The 14565-nt window shown below is 62.9% G+C and carries 15 protein-coding genes and 2 tRNA genes; 8 read left to right on the top strand and 9 right to left on the bottom strand.

Going from position 1 to position 14565, the window contains the following annotated elements:
* Positions 1-38: 38 nt before the first annotated feature.
* The 5 genes from ABVQ20_RS05385 to ABVQ20_RS05365 all read right to left on the bottom strand — a co-directional run bounded on the left by ABVQ20_RS05385 (position 39) and on the right by ABVQ20_RS05365 (position 3653).
* The gene (locus ABVQ20_RS05385) at positions 39-911 is read right to left on the bottom strand and encodes a PopZ family protein (RefSeq protein ID WP_354458520.1); all 873 of its coding nucleotides are present in this window, start codon (positions 909-911) and stop codon (positions 39-41) included.
* Between the two features lie 64 nt (positions 912-975).
* Positions 976-1122 (bottom strand): hypothetical protein, encoded by a 147-nt coding sequence (locus tag ABVQ20_RS05380; protein ID WP_354458519.1) that lies wholly within the window; start codon positions 1120-1122, stop codon positions 976-978.
* A gap of 134 nt (positions 1123-1256) precedes the next feature.
* Entirely contained in the window at positions 1257-2639 is a 1383-nt protein-coding gene (locus ABVQ20_RS05375; protein ID WP_354458518.1) for a TolC family outer membrane protein, read from the bottom strand.
* A 181-nt stretch (positions 2640-2820) separates the two neighbouring features.
* Positions 2821-3489, bottom strand: coding sequence for a protein-L-isoaspartate O-methyltransferase family protein (locus ABVQ20_RS05370; protein WP_354458517.1), 669 nt, complete (start codon positions 3487-3489; stop codon positions 2821-2823).
* A gap of 90 nt (positions 3490-3579) precedes the next feature.
* Positions 3580-3653, bottom strand: a tRNA-Cys gene (locus ABVQ20_RS05365).
* Between the two features lie 222 nt (positions 3654-3875).
* On the opposite strand from ABVQ20_RS05365, the gene ABVQ20_RS05360 reads away from it, so the two are divergent.
* Positions 3876-4127 (top strand): hypothetical protein, encoded by a 252-nt coding sequence (locus ABVQ20_RS05360; protein ID WP_354458516.1) that lies wholly within the window; start codon positions 3876-3878, stop codon positions 4125-4127.
* A 90-nt stretch (positions 4128-4217) separates the two neighbouring features.
* On the opposite strand, the gene ABVQ20_RS05355 is transcribed toward ABVQ20_RS05360, so the two are convergent.
* A complete protein-coding gene (locus tag ABVQ20_RS05355; RefSeq protein ID WP_354458515.1) occupies positions 4218-4478 on the bottom strand; it encodes a hypothetical protein in 261 nt (86 codons plus the stop codon).
* Positions 4479-4700: 222 nt separating this feature from the next.
* On the opposite strand from ABVQ20_RS05355, the gene ABVQ20_RS05350 reads away from it, so the two are divergent.
* From ABVQ20_RS05350 to ABVQ20_RS05330, 5 genes are all read left to right on the top strand, one after another.
* Positions 4701-4775, top strand: a tRNA-Asn gene (locus ABVQ20_RS05350).
* A 749-nt stretch (positions 4776-5524) separates the two neighbouring features.
* Positions 5525-5797 carry a hypothetical protein gene (locus ABVQ20_RS05345; protein ID WP_354458514.1) on the top strand — a complete coding sequence of 91 codons (273 nt, stop codon included), beginning with the start codon at positions 5525-5527 and terminating at the stop codon, positions 5795-5797.
* A gap of 222 nt (positions 5798-6019) precedes the next feature.
* Entirely contained in the window at positions 6020-6451 is a 432-nt protein-coding gene (locus ABVQ20_RS05340; protein WP_354458513.1) for a cupin domain-containing protein, read from the top strand.
* A gap of 138 nt (positions 6452-6589) precedes the next feature.
* Complete coding sequence (locus ABVQ20_RS05335; protein WP_354458512.1) at positions 6590-7348, top strand: copper homeostasis protein CutC; 759 nt, start codon at positions 6590-6592, stop codon at positions 7346-7348.
* Entirely contained in the window at positions 7345-7842 is a 498-nt protein-coding gene (locus ABVQ20_RS05330; protein ID WP_354458511.1) for a GNAT family N-acetyltransferase, read from the top strand. Before ABVQ20_RS05335 ends, ABVQ20_RS05330 begins: the two co-directional genes overlap by 4 nt.
* A gap of 74 nt (positions 7843-7916) precedes the next feature.
* Here ABVQ20_RS05330 and ABVQ20_RS05325 read toward each other — a convergent pair whose 3' ends face one another.
* From ABVQ20_RS05325 to ABVQ20_RS05315, 3 genes are all read right to left on the bottom strand, one after another.
* Positions 7917-8714: an FAD binding domain-containing protein gene (locus tag ABVQ20_RS05325; RefSeq protein WP_354458510.1), complete on the bottom strand. Its 798-nt coding sequence runs from the start codon at positions 8712-8714 to the stop codon at positions 7917-7919.
* 11 nt (positions 8715-8725) lie between these two features.
* On the bottom strand, positions 8726-11077 hold the full coding sequence (locus ABVQ20_RS05320) for a xanthine dehydrogenase family protein molybdopterin-binding subunit (protein ID WP_354458509.1): 2352 nt from the start codon (positions 11075-11077) through the stop codon (positions 8726-8728).
* Positions 11078-11186: 109 nt separating this feature from the next.
* On the bottom strand, positions 11187-11687 hold the full coding sequence (locus ABVQ20_RS05315) for a (2Fe-2S)-binding protein (protein ID WP_354458508.1): 501 nt from the start codon (positions 11685-11687) through the stop codon (positions 11187-11189).
* Between the two features lie 195 nt (positions 11688-11882).
* Here ABVQ20_RS05315 and ABVQ20_RS05310 point away from each other — a divergent pair, with 195 nt between their 5' ends.
* Positions 11883-13133 (top strand): FIST N-terminal domain-containing protein, encoded by a 1251-nt coding sequence (locus ABVQ20_RS05310; protein ID WP_354458507.1) that lies wholly within the window; start codon positions 11883-11885, stop codon positions 13131-13133.
* Positions 13134-13142: 9 nt separating this feature from the next.
* The gene (locus ABVQ20_RS05305; protein WP_354458506.1) at positions 13143-14483 is read left to right on the top strand and encodes an ATP-binding response regulator; all 1341 of its coding nucleotides are present in this window, start codon (positions 13143-13145) and stop codon (positions 14481-14483) included.
* The last annotated feature ends 82 nt before the right edge of the window (positions 14484-14565 follow it).

Below are 14565 nucleotides of genomic sequence, written 5' to 3'. Positions count from 1 at the left end.
ACAAGGGCGGCGCTTTCAGCCAGCAATTGTCCTAAAAATTATTGCGCGCCGCGCGCCACGCGTTCGATCTCTTCGCGCACCAGGCGCTCGACCAGCGTCGGCAGATTGTTGTCCAGCCAGTCCTGCAGCATCGGCCTCAGCATCTCCTCGGCCATGTCATCGAAGGTTTTCTTGCTGCGGCTGGCGAACGCGTCGGACAACTCGCCAAAAGCGGCAGCTACCTGGCGTCCCGTATGTTCCGACAGGATCGCCGGACGGACGGGCGCCTCGGCTGTTGCCGGCCACGCCGGCCCACCGCGCGAAGTCACCGGCTCAACGGCCGGCTCGACCGCCGATTCCTTGCCTGGAGCCGCTATCGCCGGCTCGGCCGCAAGTGCCCGTCGCATGGCGGCTGTGTCCGAAAGGGAGGTCGTGGCCTTTATGGTTTCACCCACGGCTGCAATGTCGCGCCGCCAATCGGCGACGATGGTCTCGCTCGTCTCCGATATCCTCACGGCGACAGGCACATCGGCGTCGGCTGCCGGAGCCGGCGCGGCGGCAACCCGGGCGCTCACCTCGGCCAACGTCGTGGGCGCCTGGGCTGCAGGCGCCAGCGTCACCGGAGCTTTCACCGAAGCGGGATCGAATCGAACCGGTGTCTCCGCGCGAGCGGCGACCGGTTCAGTTGCAGGGAGTTGAGCCTGGACTTCCGCCAGGGTCACCGGCTTCCTGACATCCAACCCACCGCGCAGCTCCGCGCGGAATGCATCCACATCCTGCACTGAAGCAGGAGCCGACTCGATATCCTGACGCAATTCATCCGATTCGCCCGTGGGCTTGCGGCCGGTATCACTGTCCTCGATGATCCTTCGGATCGAGGCCAGTATCTCTTCCATGGAAGGTTCGCGCTGTGCGCTGCTTGCCGTCGCCATCGTCACATCCGCCGCCCTTGTGACTCGTTGCAAATTTCCCGTCCGGCAAAATGCCGGATTCGAATCATGGCGCCAGCGTAACCGACGGATCGCGCCACGAGAATCCCCAATGTGGAGACATGTTGGATTTCAACAGATTAGAGCAATGAACGGCCAGACAGGTTGCCTGTGTCAGCATTCCCCGCAGGAATGCGGCCTCGATCATTTCCATGGGCATTTCCGCGCAATGCGGAACCAGGACGGATCCTTGCCCAAGGCTAAAGTGCCGAAAGAACATTCTATCGGCACTTGCTGCATATCATCCCGTCCCCGGCGCGCAAAAGCCGGGACCGGGAGGCGGGTTGACTAGCGGCCGTCCGGCGTACGCAGGCCGGTCCACTTGTCCTTGACCGCGTTGTAGTGCTCTTCCGGCTGATACTTCGTCACCTGCAGGCCAAGGCGGTCGACCGACAGGCGTCCCATGGCCGACAGGATGGCATAGCTCGCCACCACCACATCGTGCTCGGAACCCGCCTGGTTGATCTTGGCGGTGATGACGGCGGCCTGCGCATTGAGGACGTCGAGCGTGGTGCGCTGGCCGACATTGCGCTCCTCGATGACGCCGTTCAGGGCCAGCTGGGCCGCATCGATAACCTGCCTGTTGGCGGCGGCACTTTCCTGAGCCGCCGTGTACTGCGTCCAGGCCGCGGTTACGGCCTGGCGCACCTGGTCGCGGCTGACATCAACCTCGATCCGCGCCTGGCTCAGCGATTCCTTGGACCTACGCACCGTAGCCTCGGTGCGGCCGCCCGAGTAGATCGGGATGGTCAGCGTCGCGCCAATATTGGCCGAGGTCGAATTGCCATTCGGGCTCGACGAAGATGCCGGACTGTTGTGATTGTAGCTATCCGAAACGCCGGCCGAGGCCGACAGCTGCGGCAACAGCGCCCCTTCCGCCGACTTGACGGAAAAGCCCGCCGCGTCGACCAGATGCTGATTGGCGAGAATGGCGGGATGCTCGTTCGACGCCACGCCGATCGCCGAATTGAGGCTGGCCGGCAGAAGCTTGGCCAGCGGCGAAGCGCCCTTGAGCTTGCCCGGCTCGTCACCGATGATCTGGTGGTAGGTCGCGGCACTGGACAGCGCCTGCGCACGGGCGGCACTCAGCTGAGCCACCGCCGACGCGCGGGACGCATCCGCCTGCGCGACGTCGGTACGAGTGCCTTCGCCGACCTCGAAACGGGAACGCGCGGCGCGCGCCTGCTCGGTCAGGAATTGCAGGTTCTGCTCCGTCAGCACTGCGATCTGCCGGTCGCGAATCACATCCATATACGCGGTTGCCGCGTTGAAGAGCGTGTTCTCTTCGGTATTGCGCAGGCCTTCAACGGACGCCCGCACCTGGGCTTCGGCCGACGCCACATTGTTGCTGGTCTGGAATCCGTCGAACAGGGTCTGGTTGATCTTGATGCCGAAATTGGCGGTCGTCGCGCTCAGGTTACCACCGGGAAAGTTTGTTTTCGTGTAGTCTATGCTCGAAGATCCGTTGATCGTCGGCCGCCAGCCCGACTTGGCCAGGGGCACGCCTTCATCGGTGACGCGGACGCCGGCACGCGCCGCATTCAGCTGCGAATTGTTCTGGTAGGCTTTTGCAAGTGCGCCAAGGATGGTTTCCGCCGAGGCGGCCAGGGGAGAAAGCGCTGTCGCGGAGAAAAGGACGGCGGCGAAAAGACTCTTGCGTACAGACGGCACGGTATATCCCTCATTCGTTTAACATGGGAACTGCGCCGCGCCGGCCTCTCTCAAATTCGAGCAGTCGGCGCCGCGTTGGACGTTCCCTGCTGTCAGCCCCGGATCACCCCGGATAAACGGATCAGCAACGATTGTTAACGCAAGCGACCATGACAGCGCATTGGCTGCAAGGCAAAATTACTCAGAATTCGAAGGCGTGAGCACGTTCAAATCCCGGTAGTGGCTTTATTGCCGCATTAAATGCGCGTCTTCCGGTTACAACCCCCCCAGCCTTAAAAAACAGTCGAGCCACGCCGGAATTCCCTTGCCCTTCAACGGCAACGAGACGGCCGCCTTCGGCGAGCTGGTCGAGCAACGGCGCGGGCACCTTTTCAACGCTGCCGCCGATGAAAATGACATCGTACGGTGCTTTGCCGGCATGGCCTTCGGCCAAGGCCCCCTTGACCACGGTGACATTGCCGCAACCCAGCGCCGAAAGCGTTGATGTGGCGGATTCGGCAAGGGCCGAATCGCTTTCCAGCGCCACAACCGACTTTGCCAGCCGCGACAGGATGGCGGCCGCATAGCCGGTGCCGCAGCCGACGTCGAGCGCCGAATCGCCTGGATTGATCTCGGCCAGCTGCATCAGCTTGGCCAGGGGCGAAGGCTCCATGAGATAGCGCGCGCCATCGGGCCCGCTGGCAATGCGGATATCCTCGTCGATATAGGCGAGGTCGCTCTGGCCGGCGCTGACAAAAGCCTCGCGTGGGATGGAAAGCATGGCGTCGAGCAGAGGCGCGCTGGTCACGTCGGTGGTGCGGACCTGGCCATCCACCATCTTCACGCGGCGTTCGGAGAAATCAGCGCTCATGTCCCAACCAATCCGCTTGCCGCGCACAAACCGCGGTTCATTTCGACCGGAACGTCGCGCTCCGGCGCTGACGCGCGGGAGCCCGGGTATTGGAGGCCTCGCCCGGAATCGAACCGGGGTGCAAGGATTTGCAGTCCTCTGCGTAACCACTCCGCCACGAGGCCTCATTGCTCCCGGCGTTCCACCCGGTTCCAATAGGTTGCGGCGAAAATGCCGTCAAGCGGCCAAGGCGCATTCCCAGCGGTTTCCTCGGTCACGCACATGCGCTTGCGTTGAAACGCCGCTGTGTGCCTGCCCATCCGCGCATCAGCCGGTTGTTGAGCATGGCGCCGAGAGGCCAGAAAACCGCGCGAAGGTCATTACGTTGGGTAAGCAGGAGGACCGCAATGCGTCAGACCGAGACGGACAGAAACGAGAGCACGCTACGCGAATTGTCCCTGCTGAGATGCGAGCAGCTTGCGCGTCACGCCATCGAGCGTCTTGGCCTGGAGACAGCAAGCCGCCTGTCGCCTCGCGATCGCGCGCGGCTGGCGTCGGTCGCCGCCATGCTCAAGGAAATCAGTGAGGGATTGGAAAGATGTTCAGCCCGCAAGGGCGCCCTTGGCCCGAACACAGAGCACGTCGCCCAGAATCATTAGCCGGCCCCGGCACGCTTACCGGGCTGGGCCACGACAAGAATCAAAAACCAGGACACCACGGCGCCCGCCCCAGGCCTCTGGCCGGCGCCATCATTGATTCGGCCGCCGGCGACGCTCCCACCAGACAACGAATCGACGTCGATGGCGGCGTATCACGGCGAACTCATAGGACAGGACCAGCAAGCCCAGGGGGACCATCCAGAAACCCAGGATCGGCAGGAAACCGAGAATCCCGCCAAGGGCCAGCAGAATGCCGATCGTGATTCTGAGGCCGCGCGAGCGCGGCATGGTGAACTCGCGGCCAAGAATCGAAATCTTCCGCGCTGGCGCCTGAGTGTCGTCTGCCGTCATGCCGATTGAATTAACCGCGTTTCACAAATCCCGGAGATCAGGAACACAAGCCGCAACCGGCCTTTTGGCTCCATGAACCCCTTCAAAATCCTCATATGAGGGCGTCCGCAGATGATTGCGAGAAATCGTATGGTGAAAAACCTGACAAAAAATACGAAATGCTTCTTTGCAAAGCTGAAACGGGTTTGCTATAGGCTGCCCCACTCACAAGAGAGCGACTGTTCCCCGGTAGCTCAGTGGTAGAGCAACCGGCTGTTAACCGGTTGGTCGCTGGTTCGAATCCGGCCCGGGGAGCCAAGTTTTTCAAAGACTTTGCTAGCCTTCCCTCGCCCCTTCATTGCGGGGAATATTCGTCAGGGTTGCAGACAGGTTCATGTGAGGAAACCCCACGAATCAACTGTCTGAACGGGCCGGATTGATTTCCATCGGCTTGGGACTATCGCCGGGTCCACGCGGCTCCCCTGTGGTGCCGGACTGTTGAACTGGCTCGTGCTGAGCCCCGCACGACAACACGGAACTCGCTCCTTACTTCGACGGCGCTTGAGCCGGGGCATATCCCGACAGCCCCCCACATCAATCTCTCTCCCTTACCAGCGGCAAAGCCTATTGATGCAAGTCAACGCCGACGCGTGATCGGTATGATCTCATGCCTCCATCATCGAATGGAGAAGACCATGACCTCAGAGAGCCTGCTTGTCGTAACTTCGATCGTCACCGTTTTCGTACTTTTCATAGCTGTACTGGCGTATGTCACCTTCCAGGAATCACGCCACCAGCCGCGCAGGCAACGGGCAGCTTTCGTTGAGACCAACCGAAAGCCTGGCCAACGGGCGGCCTGATCGGGGGGCGTTCCGCGATAGGTCCTCTCCAACCAGCGATACGCATTCCAGGCTATCAGCTCCGAATTCGGTCCGGACCAGAACCCGAAGCCTGACGACACCACGAAATCGTGATGACCCTGCGCCGGATCGGCGGAGCCTCCCGCATTGCTGGCGTTATGGGCCGATGTTAGCGTCGCTGTTGGGGGATTACCAAAGGAGATCGCAATGAGGATTACCACCATCTTGGCTTCCGTAGTTCTGGCCGGGCTCGTGTCGGGCGGAGCCATGGCCGCCACGGCAACCGCGCCGGCGACAGCACCAGCGACCGCACCGGCCACAACGGCGCCGATGAAGAAGGCGACAACGCCGATGACGCCGGAGAAAACAGCGATTTCAAAGCAGTGCTCCGCGCTGGCCGATGCGAAAGGCCTGCATGGCAAGGATCGCGAGAAATTCCGCGCCGCCTGCAAGAAGAACGGGGGCAAGGCTCCGACCTGATCCACACATTCCGCACTGGGCGTGGCTTGTCGCCTGCAGGGCTTCAGCCGGCCTGATGTGTCGACGGGCCGGGTAAACAGAGACCCGGCCCAACATCACGAAGTCCCATGTGGCGCCGACCCGTGACGGGGAGTCGGTTGTTCTTAAGTCCTTGACTGTGACTTAGATGCGCTTGCGCGGGGCCGCGCGCCGCGCAATGGTGGCATGGTTTGGGGAGTAATCATGCGCAAAATCCTGGCTTCGACGCTACTGATGGCGGCTGCGCTTTATGCAAATGCCGTTCTGGCGCTGGACAGCGCCGGCACGCCGGTTGTCGTCACCCCATTGGCGTCGCGCACCACGACGGCATCCGGTCAGCCGATCACGCTGCCGCAAAAGAACGTGCAGGTGCTGGTTTCAACCTATGACATCGCGCCGGGCGCCACCTTGCCGGTGCACAAGCATCCCTTCCCTCGCTACGCCTATGTCGAGGCAGGGACGCTTCAGGTCACCAATGTCGAGACCGGCAAGGCCAATACCTACAAGACCGGCGATTTCATCATCGAGATGATCGGCCAGTGGCATCAGGCGACCAATGTCGGCGACGGCCCGGTCAAGCTGCTGGTGATCGATCAGGTCGAGGAAGGCGCCAAGAACACGATTCTGCGGCAGTAGCGCGCCTCGCCGAAATCATCGAGCAGCCCAAGACGCCAGGCGTCGCCGCTTGGCCCAAGCGGCGACGCGCTGTTCGCGCTTTCGCGGCAATCAGCACGATGCTAGGGCTGGCGTCGAAATCATGGATTGGATCGCACCTTGACCAAAGAATCTCGCCTGCCGCTGATCGAAATCTGCGTCGAAGGCATTGATGGCCTCCTGGCCGCGCAAGCCGCCGGCGCCGACCGGGTGGAACTGTGCGCCAGCCTTGTCGAGGGCGGCATCACGCCGAGCCTCGGCACGGTGCGCGCGGCACTTGTCCAGGCAACCATACCGTTTCACGTCATGGTGCGGCCGCGCGGCGGCGATTTTCTCTACAGCGAGCCCGAGTACCGTTCGATGCTTGCCGATGTCATGGCGCTGCGCGACCTCGGCGTGGCCGGCGTCGTCTTCGGCTGCCTCAATGCCGACGGCACGATCGACGAACAGCGCATGGGCGAACTGACCGAGGCCGCCGGCCCCCTGGCCGTTACCTGCCACCGCGCCTTCGACATGACGCGCGACCCGATTGAAGCGCTCGAAGCGCTGATCCGCAGCAAGGTCGGCCGCGTGCTGACCAGCGGCCAACGCGATACCGCCGTCGAGGGCAAGGCCCTCCTGGCCGATCTCGTCCGCCAGGCAGGCGATCGCATCATCATCCTCGGCTGCGGCGCGCTGGACCTGCAAAACATCGCCGAGGTGCGCAAAACCACAGGACTGTCCGAAATGCATTTCGCCGCGCTCAAGGACGTGCCGAGCGCCATGAACTACCGCAACCCCAACGTCGGCATGGGCGGCTCGGACCTCGACCGCGAGTATCGCAACACCCTGACCGACACGGACCTCGTTGCGGCAACCATCGCGGCAGCCAAGGCATGATTTCGTCCCCCTCCCCGATCAGCCATGTCTCGGCCGACGATGAAGCGATAATTCTCGCGCTCAACAACGAACACGCGGCTGAGTTGTCGTGGCTGGAGCCCGAGCGCCTCACCTTCCTGCTCGGCGAGGTGTTCTACGCACGCCGCATCGGCAGCCTCGAGGCCTTCATCATGACCTTCGATCAGGACGCGCGCTACGACAGTCCGAATTTCCTCTGGTTTCGCGAACGCTACCAGCGTTTCGTCTATGTCGACCGTGTCGTGGTCTCGGCGGAAGCGCGCGGTCGCGGCCATGCTCGCAGGCTGTATCAGGATCTGTTCGACCACGCCTCTCGTGCCGGCCAGACGATCGTCACCTGCGAGGTGAATGTCGAACCGCCCAATCCGGCATCGGATGCCTTCCATGCCGCACTCGGCTTCGCCGAAGTCGGCGACGCCGTGATCCATGGCGGCAAGAAGGCGGTGCGCTACTATCTGCGGGAGTTGAAGGCGTAACGCGCCAGATTCAAGCGATAATAAGCCGGCAAGCAAAAGAGGCCGCAAGGCCCCTTTTGTCGTTCAGCCAACTCTCAGGCGTTGGCAGCGGCCACCGCGCGCTTGGCCATCACCGCGATCAGATTGGCGCGGTATTCGGCGGACGCGTGGATATCGCTCATCAGGTTCTTTGCCGGCACTTTCAAGCCCTCCAGCGCGGAAGCTTCAAAGCTCCGGGCCAGCGCTGCCTCGATCTCTTTCGAGCGGAAGACGCCGTCATCGCCGGCCCCGGTGACGGCAACGCTGACACCGTCCTTGCCCTTGGCCACGAAGACGCCGACGATCGCGTAGCGCGACGCCGGATTGCGGAACTTTTCATAGGCCGCCTTGGCCGGCGCGGTGAAGGTCACCGCGGTGACGATCTCGCCCTCCTTCAGCGCCGTCTCGAACAGGCCCTTGAAGAACTTGTCGGCGGCGATCTCGCGCTTGTTGGTGACGATGGTGGCGCCCAGCGCCAGCATCGCCGCCGGATAGTCAGCCGCCGGATCATTGTTGGCGATGGAACCGCCGATGGTGCCCTTGTGGCGCACCGCGGGATCGCCGATCAGCGACGCCAGATGGGCAAGCGCCGGGCAGGCCTTCCTCAGCTTCTCGTCATTGGAAACATCGTAATGCGTGGTGGCGGCGCCGATGGTGACGGTCTTGCCCGAAACCTTGACGCCCTGCAGTTCCTTGATCCGCGACAGGTCGACCAGGTCTGAAGGCGCGGCAAGCCGCGTCTTCATGGCGGGGATCAGCGTCATGCCGCCCGACAGCAGCTTGGCGTCGCCGGTCTTGATCAGCTTGGCGGCGTCCGCGACCGAGGCAGCGCGATGGTAATTGACCGAATACATGGGCTTCCTCCTCAGTGTTTCGTCGCCGCACGGATCGCTGCCCACACGGTGGACGGCGATGCCGGCATGGCAAGATCGTTGGTGCCGATGGCGTCGGTGATGGCGTTGATCACCGCCGGCGGCGAGCCGATGGCGCCGGCCTCGCCACAACCCTTGATGCCCAGCGGATTGCCGGGGCATGGCGTGTTCGAGGTCGAGACCTTGAACGACGGCAGGTCGCCGGCGCGCGGCATGGTGTAGTCCATGTAGCTTGCCGTCAGCAGCTGGCCGCTGGCGTCGTAGTGGGCGCCCTCCAGCAGCGCCTGGCCGACGCCCTGGGCGATGCCGCCATGCACCTGGCCTTCGACGATCATCGGATTGATGATGTTACCGAAATCGTCGGCGGCGACGAACTGGATGATCTCCGTCGTGCCGGTTTCCGGATCGACCTCGACCTCGCAGATGTAGCAGCCCGCCGGGAAGGTGAAGTTCGACGGATCATAGAACGCCGTCTCCTTCAGGCCCGGCTCCATGCCGCCCGGCAGATTGTGGGCGGTGTAGGCGGCAAGCGCCATCTGGAACCACGGCACGCTCTTGTCGGTGCCGGCCACCTTCAACGCGCCATTCTCGATGACGATATCACCCTCGTCGGCTTCGAGCAGATGCGCGGCGATCTTCTTGGCCTTGGCCTCGACCTTGTCGAGCGCCTTGACGATGGCAGACATGCCGACCGCGCCGGAACGCGAGCCATAGGTGCCCATGCCCATCTGCACCTTGTCGGTGTCGCCGTGGACGATAGAGACCGAGTCGATCGGCACGCCGAAGCGCTCGTTGACCAGTTGCGCGAAGGTCGTCTCATGGCCCTGCCCGTGGCTGTGCGAGCCGGTGAGCACTTCGATGGTACCGACCGCGTTGACGCGCACCTCGGCGGATTCCCACAGGCCGACACCGGCGCCGAGCGAGCCGACCGCCGCCGACGGCGCGATGCCGCAGGCCTCGATGTAGCAGCTCATGCCGATGCCGCGCAGCAGCCCCTTCTTGGCGGCGGCGGCCTTGCGCTTGGCAAAGCCGGCATAGTCCGAAGCCTTCATCGCCGCGTCCAGCGAAGCCGCGTAATCGCCTGCGTCATAGCACATGATGACCGGCGTCTGGTGCGGGAACGAGGTGACGAAGTTCTTGCGGCGAAGTTCCGCCGGCGAAACGCCGAACTGGCGCGCGGCCGTCTCCATCATGCGTTCCATGACGAAGGTCGCCTCCGGCCGCCCTGCCCCACGATAGGCGTCGACGGGTGCGGTGTTGGTGTAGATCGCCTTCACATTGGCGTGGATCGCCGGGATGTTGTACTGCCCCGACAGCAGCGTCGCGTAGAGATAGGTCGGCGTCGCCGACGAGAACAGCGACATGTAGGCGCCGAGATTGGCTTGCGTCTCGACCTTGAGACCGAGGATCTTGTGGTCCGCGTCGAAAGCCATTTCGGCGTGGGTGTGGTGGTCGCGGCCATGCGCGTCGGTGAGGAAGCTCTCGGTGCGATCGGCCACCCATTTCACCGGCACGCCGGTTTTCTTCGACGCCCACAGGCAGACGAGTTCTTCGGGGTAGATGTAGATCTTCGAGCCGAAGCCGCCGCCGACATCCGGCGCGATGACCCGCAGCTTGTTCTCCGGCGCGACATTGTAGAAGGCGCTCATCACCAGCCGCGCGACATGCGGGTTCTGCGAGGTCGTCCAGCAAGTGTAGTGGTCCTCGGCCTTGTCGTAATGTCCCAGAGCCGCGCGCGGCTCCATGGCATTGGGAACCAGCCGGTTGTTGATGATGTCCATCTTGACGACATGGGCCGCCTTCTTGAAAGCGGCGGCGGTGTCGTCGGCATTGCCGATGTCCCAGTCGAAGATCAGATTGTTTTCGGCTTCCGGATGGATCTGCGGCGCGCCCTTGTCCATGGCCTTGGAAGCATCGACGACGGCCTTCAGTTCCTTGTAGGTGATCTCGACCGCTTCGGCAGCGTCACGCGCCTGGCCCTTGGTCTCGGCGACGACGATGACTACCGCGTCGCCGACATAGCGGACCTTGTCGAAGGCCAGCGGCGACCAAGCCCCCATCTTCATCGGCGAGCCGTCCTTGGAGTGGATCATCCAGCCGCAGATGAGGTTGCCGATACCATCGGCTTTGAGTTCCTTGCCGGTCAGCACGCCGATGACGCCCGGCATCGCTTGCGCCTTCTTCACGTCGATCTTCTTGATCTGCGCATGCGCGTGCGGACTGCGCACGAAGACCGCATGCTTCATGCCGGGAACCACCATGTCGTCGACATAGCGGCCAGCGCCGGTGATAAACCTCTTGTCTTCCTTGCGCGCGACCCTAGCGCCAACACCTTCAATGCCCATCAGAAATTCCTCCCGAAATTGTAAGGCAGTAGGTGAGTAGGGCAGTAAGGCAGTAGGAAAAAACTGGCTGCTAATTCCTGCTGCCCTACGGCCCTACTCCCTTATTCCCCTAAGCAGCTTGCCTGGTTTTGCCCTTCGCCCCCTTCGACATCGTCTTCGATGCGGCGAGGATCGCCTTGACGATGTTGTGGTAGCCGGTGCAGCGGCAGATATTGCCTTCGAGCTCGGCGCGCACCGTGGCCTCGTCGAGGCCTTCGGGATGGCGGTTGATCATGTCGGTCGCCGTCATGATCATGCCCGGTGTACAGAAGCCGCATTGCAGCCCGTGATGTTCCTTGAAGGCCGCCTGCACAGGATGCAGGTCGGAGCCATTGGCCAGGCCTTCGATCGTGACGATGGTCGATCCGGAAGCCTGCACGGCGAGCATCGAGCAGGACTTCATCGCCTTGCCGTCGACATGCACGACGCAGGCGCCGCATTGCGAGGTGTCGCAACCGACATGCGTACCGGTAAGCCCGAGATTCTCCCGCAAGAAATGAACCAGGAGCGTTCTGTCCTCGGCGACGCCGCTCACCCGCTTCCCGTTCACCGTCAACGATACGTCCGACATGATTCCTCCCTGGGTACGACCTTGGTCATCACGTGCCGACGCCATGCTGGTGCTTCGGCGATCCGTTATTCTTATACTGCATAACGCATGAAAAACAGCGCGGCGGAAACCCGGCACATTGTACTTTCGGCCATGGCTGCTCGCGGAGCGCGGCCCCCAATCGCCCCATTGCCAAACCGTCGCTTGAAGACAACAATGTTGTCTGACGCCGGCGCGCCCGAAGCACTTAAAAACAGCCGTGCACAAAAGAGCGTCCGAGGAAATGCGGAGGAAGCGCTGGCCAGTTCAAGGACTAGCTATGCATGCGGCCTGTCGGCGCTCACCACGGACGAGCCCGACATGGATGCGTTCGCCAAGGCGATCGCCGTGGAGGCCGCTGCAATCGATGCCGGCTTCGCGCTGCTGTTTTTCTCGCAGAGCCTCATCGACGCAACCGCCCTGTCCGACGCTCTGCGCACCCATGCGCCGGCACTGCACTATGCGGGCTGCTCCACCGCCGGCGAAATCACGCCGCAGGGGCTGGAGGATGGCCATGTGCTGGCCATGCTGCTTCCATCCGAGTCTTTCACTGCCGTCAGCGCAATGGTCGACGACCTGTCCTCATCCGGCATGGACAGGATCACCGGCGAAGTCGAGGCGCTGAGGCGGTCGCTGCGCGCACGCATTGGCCAAGAGCGGCCCAAAAGCACCTTTGCGCTCTGCTTCATCGACGGACTGTCCTATGCCGAGGAAGCGGTAACTTCAGCCATCCACTGGGGGCTCGACGACATTCCGTTGATCGGCGGCTCGGCCGGCGATGATCTGAAATTCGAGACCACGCGCCTGATCTCGAACGGCAGGGTCACCTCCGACAGCGCCATCATCGTTCTGATCGCCAGCGAAATTCCCTTCCACGTCTTCAAGACCGACAATTTCGTTCCCACCGACGAGAAATTGGTGGTGACGGCATCCGACCCCGACCACCGCATCGTGCGGGAGTTCAACGCGACCAATGCGGCGGAGGAATATGCCGCTGCCGTCGGCATCATCCCGCAGACGCTGACACCGCTGAGCTTTGCGTCGCACCCGGTGGTGGTGAAGGTTGGCGGCGAATATTACTGCCGCTCGATCCAGAAGATGCACCCCGACGGCTCGCTATCGTTCTTCTGCGCCATAGATGATGGCGTGGTGCTTTCCATTGCCCAGCCCAAGGGCATGGTGGAATCGACCCGGGCCGCCCTTAGGGATGTCGAGGACAGGCTGGGCGGCATCGATATGATCCTCGGCTTTGACTGTGTTCTACGGCGACTCGATGCACGCAACAGGCAGGTTTTCCGCGACATTTCAGAACTCTACCGGGTCAACAATGTCATTGGCTTCGGCACCTATGGCGAGCAATATCGCTCCATGCACCTGAACCAGACTTTTACCGGCATCGCCTTCGGCGAACGCCAGGCGGCGGAATAGGACATTCGCATGCCGCTGAAGGACATCAACGACCTGGAGAAGCTGAAGAAGATCAATGCCGCGCTGGTCGGCCGCGTCGAGCGGTCCATGGACCAGCAGGGCAATGCCTTCTCGCTGTTCCAGACAGCCATTTCATTGGAGAATCGGGTGCGCACGCGCACCGAGGAACTGCATTCGACCTTGCGCCGGCTTGAGCAGTCGAACATCGACCTCAGCGCCGCCAAGGAAAATGCCGAGCTTGCGAACCTCTCCAAGACCCGCTTTCTCGCCGCTGCCAGCCATGACGTGCTGCAGCCGCTGAATGCCGCGCATCTTTCTGTCTCGGCTTTGGCCGAGGTGCAGACCAGCGACGAGGGCAAAAAACTGGTCCGCCAGGTCGAGCGGTCGCTGGAGACGATGGAGGACCTGCTTCGCACATTGCTGGACATTTCCAAGCTCGACGCCGGCGTCGTCCAGCCCGACATCGGCGACGTCAGCCTGGAGACGCTGTTCTCGTCGCTGCGCTCGGATTTCCTGCCGGTGGCGCAACTGAAGGGCCTGTCGCTGAAATTCCGGCCAGTGAACGCGGTCGTGCGTTCGGACCGCACCTTGCTGCGCCGCATCCTGCAGAACATCCTCTCCAATGCGCTGCGCTACACGCGCGCGGGCGGCGTGCTGGTCGGAACCAGGCATCGCGGCGACACGATCCGCATCGATGTCGCCGATACCGGCTGCGGCATTCCCGAAGAGCAACGCGAAGCCGTGTTCGAAGAATTCCATCGCGGCACGAACTCCGCCGATGCCGAACTGGCCGGCGGTGGCCTGGGCCTCGGCCTCGCCATCGTGCGCCGCATGGCTGGAGCGCTCGGCCATCCCGTGACGTTCTCGTCGAAGGTCGGCCGCGGCACGATTTTCCACATCGACGTTCCCGTGGGCATCGGCGCCACCGCCGACGCTATCGCCAATGCCGCCGACATGGAGCGGCCGCGCGGCTACGGACTGTTCGGCACCAAGGTGCTGCTGGTCGAGAATGACGCCGACGTGCTGCAGGCGATGACATTCCTGCTCGAGCGCTGGCAATGCCTGGTGCGCGCGGCCACCTCGACCGACGATGCGCTCGACCTGCTCGGCGACACAGACTGGGTGCCTGACATCGTCATCGCCGACCAGCATCTCGACGGCGGCGACCTCGGCACCGCCACCATCGCCGAAGTCCGCGACTATCTCGGCCGCGCCGTACCGGCGCTGATCGTCACCGCCGACAGTTCGGAAGCGGTGGCGAAAGCGGCCCGCACCGCTGGCATCGAACTGATGCGCAAGCCGCTGAAGCCGGCGCAGCTGAGGGCGCTGCTGGCGCATTTGCTGGCTTAGGGAATGACTAACACGATGGTCGATTGCCTGCTGGGGGAGCCAATCCGTATGCTGCAGCATCGCTTCTAGCCGTCGGGGCTAC

It is taken from the genome of Mesorhizobium shangrilense (genome assembly GCF_040537815.1).
Taxonomy (GTDB): domain Bacteria; phylum Pseudomonadota; class Alphaproteobacteria; order Rhizobiales; family Rhizobiaceae; genus Mesorhizobium; species Mesorhizobium shangrilense.
Note: the sequence above shows the minus strand (reverse complement) of the source record. Positions and strands in the feature narration are given on the sequence as shown.

Bases quoted from the DNA above. Each gene is read 5' to 3' on its own strand.
- ABVQ20_RS05315 (WP_354458508.1), bottom strand. From the start codon at position 11,687: ATGTCGGACGTATCGTTGACGGTGAACGGGAAGCGGGTGAGCGGCGTC.
- ABVQ20_RS05370 (WP_354458517.1), bottom strand. From the start codon at position 3,489: ATGAGCGCTGATTTCTCCGAACGCCGCGTGAAGATGGTGGATGGCCAG.
- ABVQ20_RS05330 (WP_354458511.1), top strand. From the start codon at position 7,345: ATGATTTCGTCCCCCTCCCCGATCAGCCATGTCTCGGCCGACGATGAA.
- ABVQ20_RS05325 (WP_354458510.1), bottom strand. From the start codon at position 8,714: ATGTATTCGGTCAATTACCATCGCGCTGCCTCGGTCGCGGACGCCGCC.
- ABVQ20_RS05310 (WP_354458507.1), top strand. From the start codon at position 11,883: ATGTTGTCTGACGCCGGCGCGCCCGAAGCACTTAAAAACAGCCGTGCA.
- ABVQ20_RS05345 (WP_354458514.1), top strand. From the start codon at position 5,525: ATGAGGATTACCACCATCTTGGCTTCCGTAGTTCTGGCCGGGCTCGTG.
- ABVQ20_RS05305 (WP_354458506.1), top strand. From the start codon at position 13,143: ATGCCGCTGAAGGACATCAACGACCTGGAGAAGCTGAAGAAGATCAAT.
- ABVQ20_RS05360 (WP_354458516.1), top strand. From the start codon at position 3,876: ATGCGTCAGACCGAGACGGACAGAAACGAGAGCACGCTACGCGAATTG.
- ABVQ20_RS05340 (WP_354458513.1), top strand. From the start codon at position 6,020: ATGCGCAAAATCCTGGCTTCGACGCTACTGATGGCGGCTGCGCTTTAT.
- ABVQ20_RS05385 (WP_354458520.1), bottom strand. From the start codon at position 911: ATGGCGACGGCAAGCAGCGCACAGCGCGAACCTTCCATGGAAGAGATA.
- ABVQ20_RS05355 (WP_354458515.1), bottom strand. From the start codon at position 4,478: ATGACGGCAGACGACACTCAGGCGCCAGCGCGGAAGATTTCGATTCTT.
- ABVQ20_RS05320 (WP_354458509.1), bottom strand. From the start codon at position 11,077: ATGGGCATTGAAGGTGTTGGCGCTAGGGTCGCGCGCAAGGAAGACAAG.
- ABVQ20_RS05380 (WP_354458519.1), bottom strand. From the start codon at position 1,122: ATGGAAATGATCGAGGCCGCATTCCTGCGGGGAATGCTGACACAGGCA.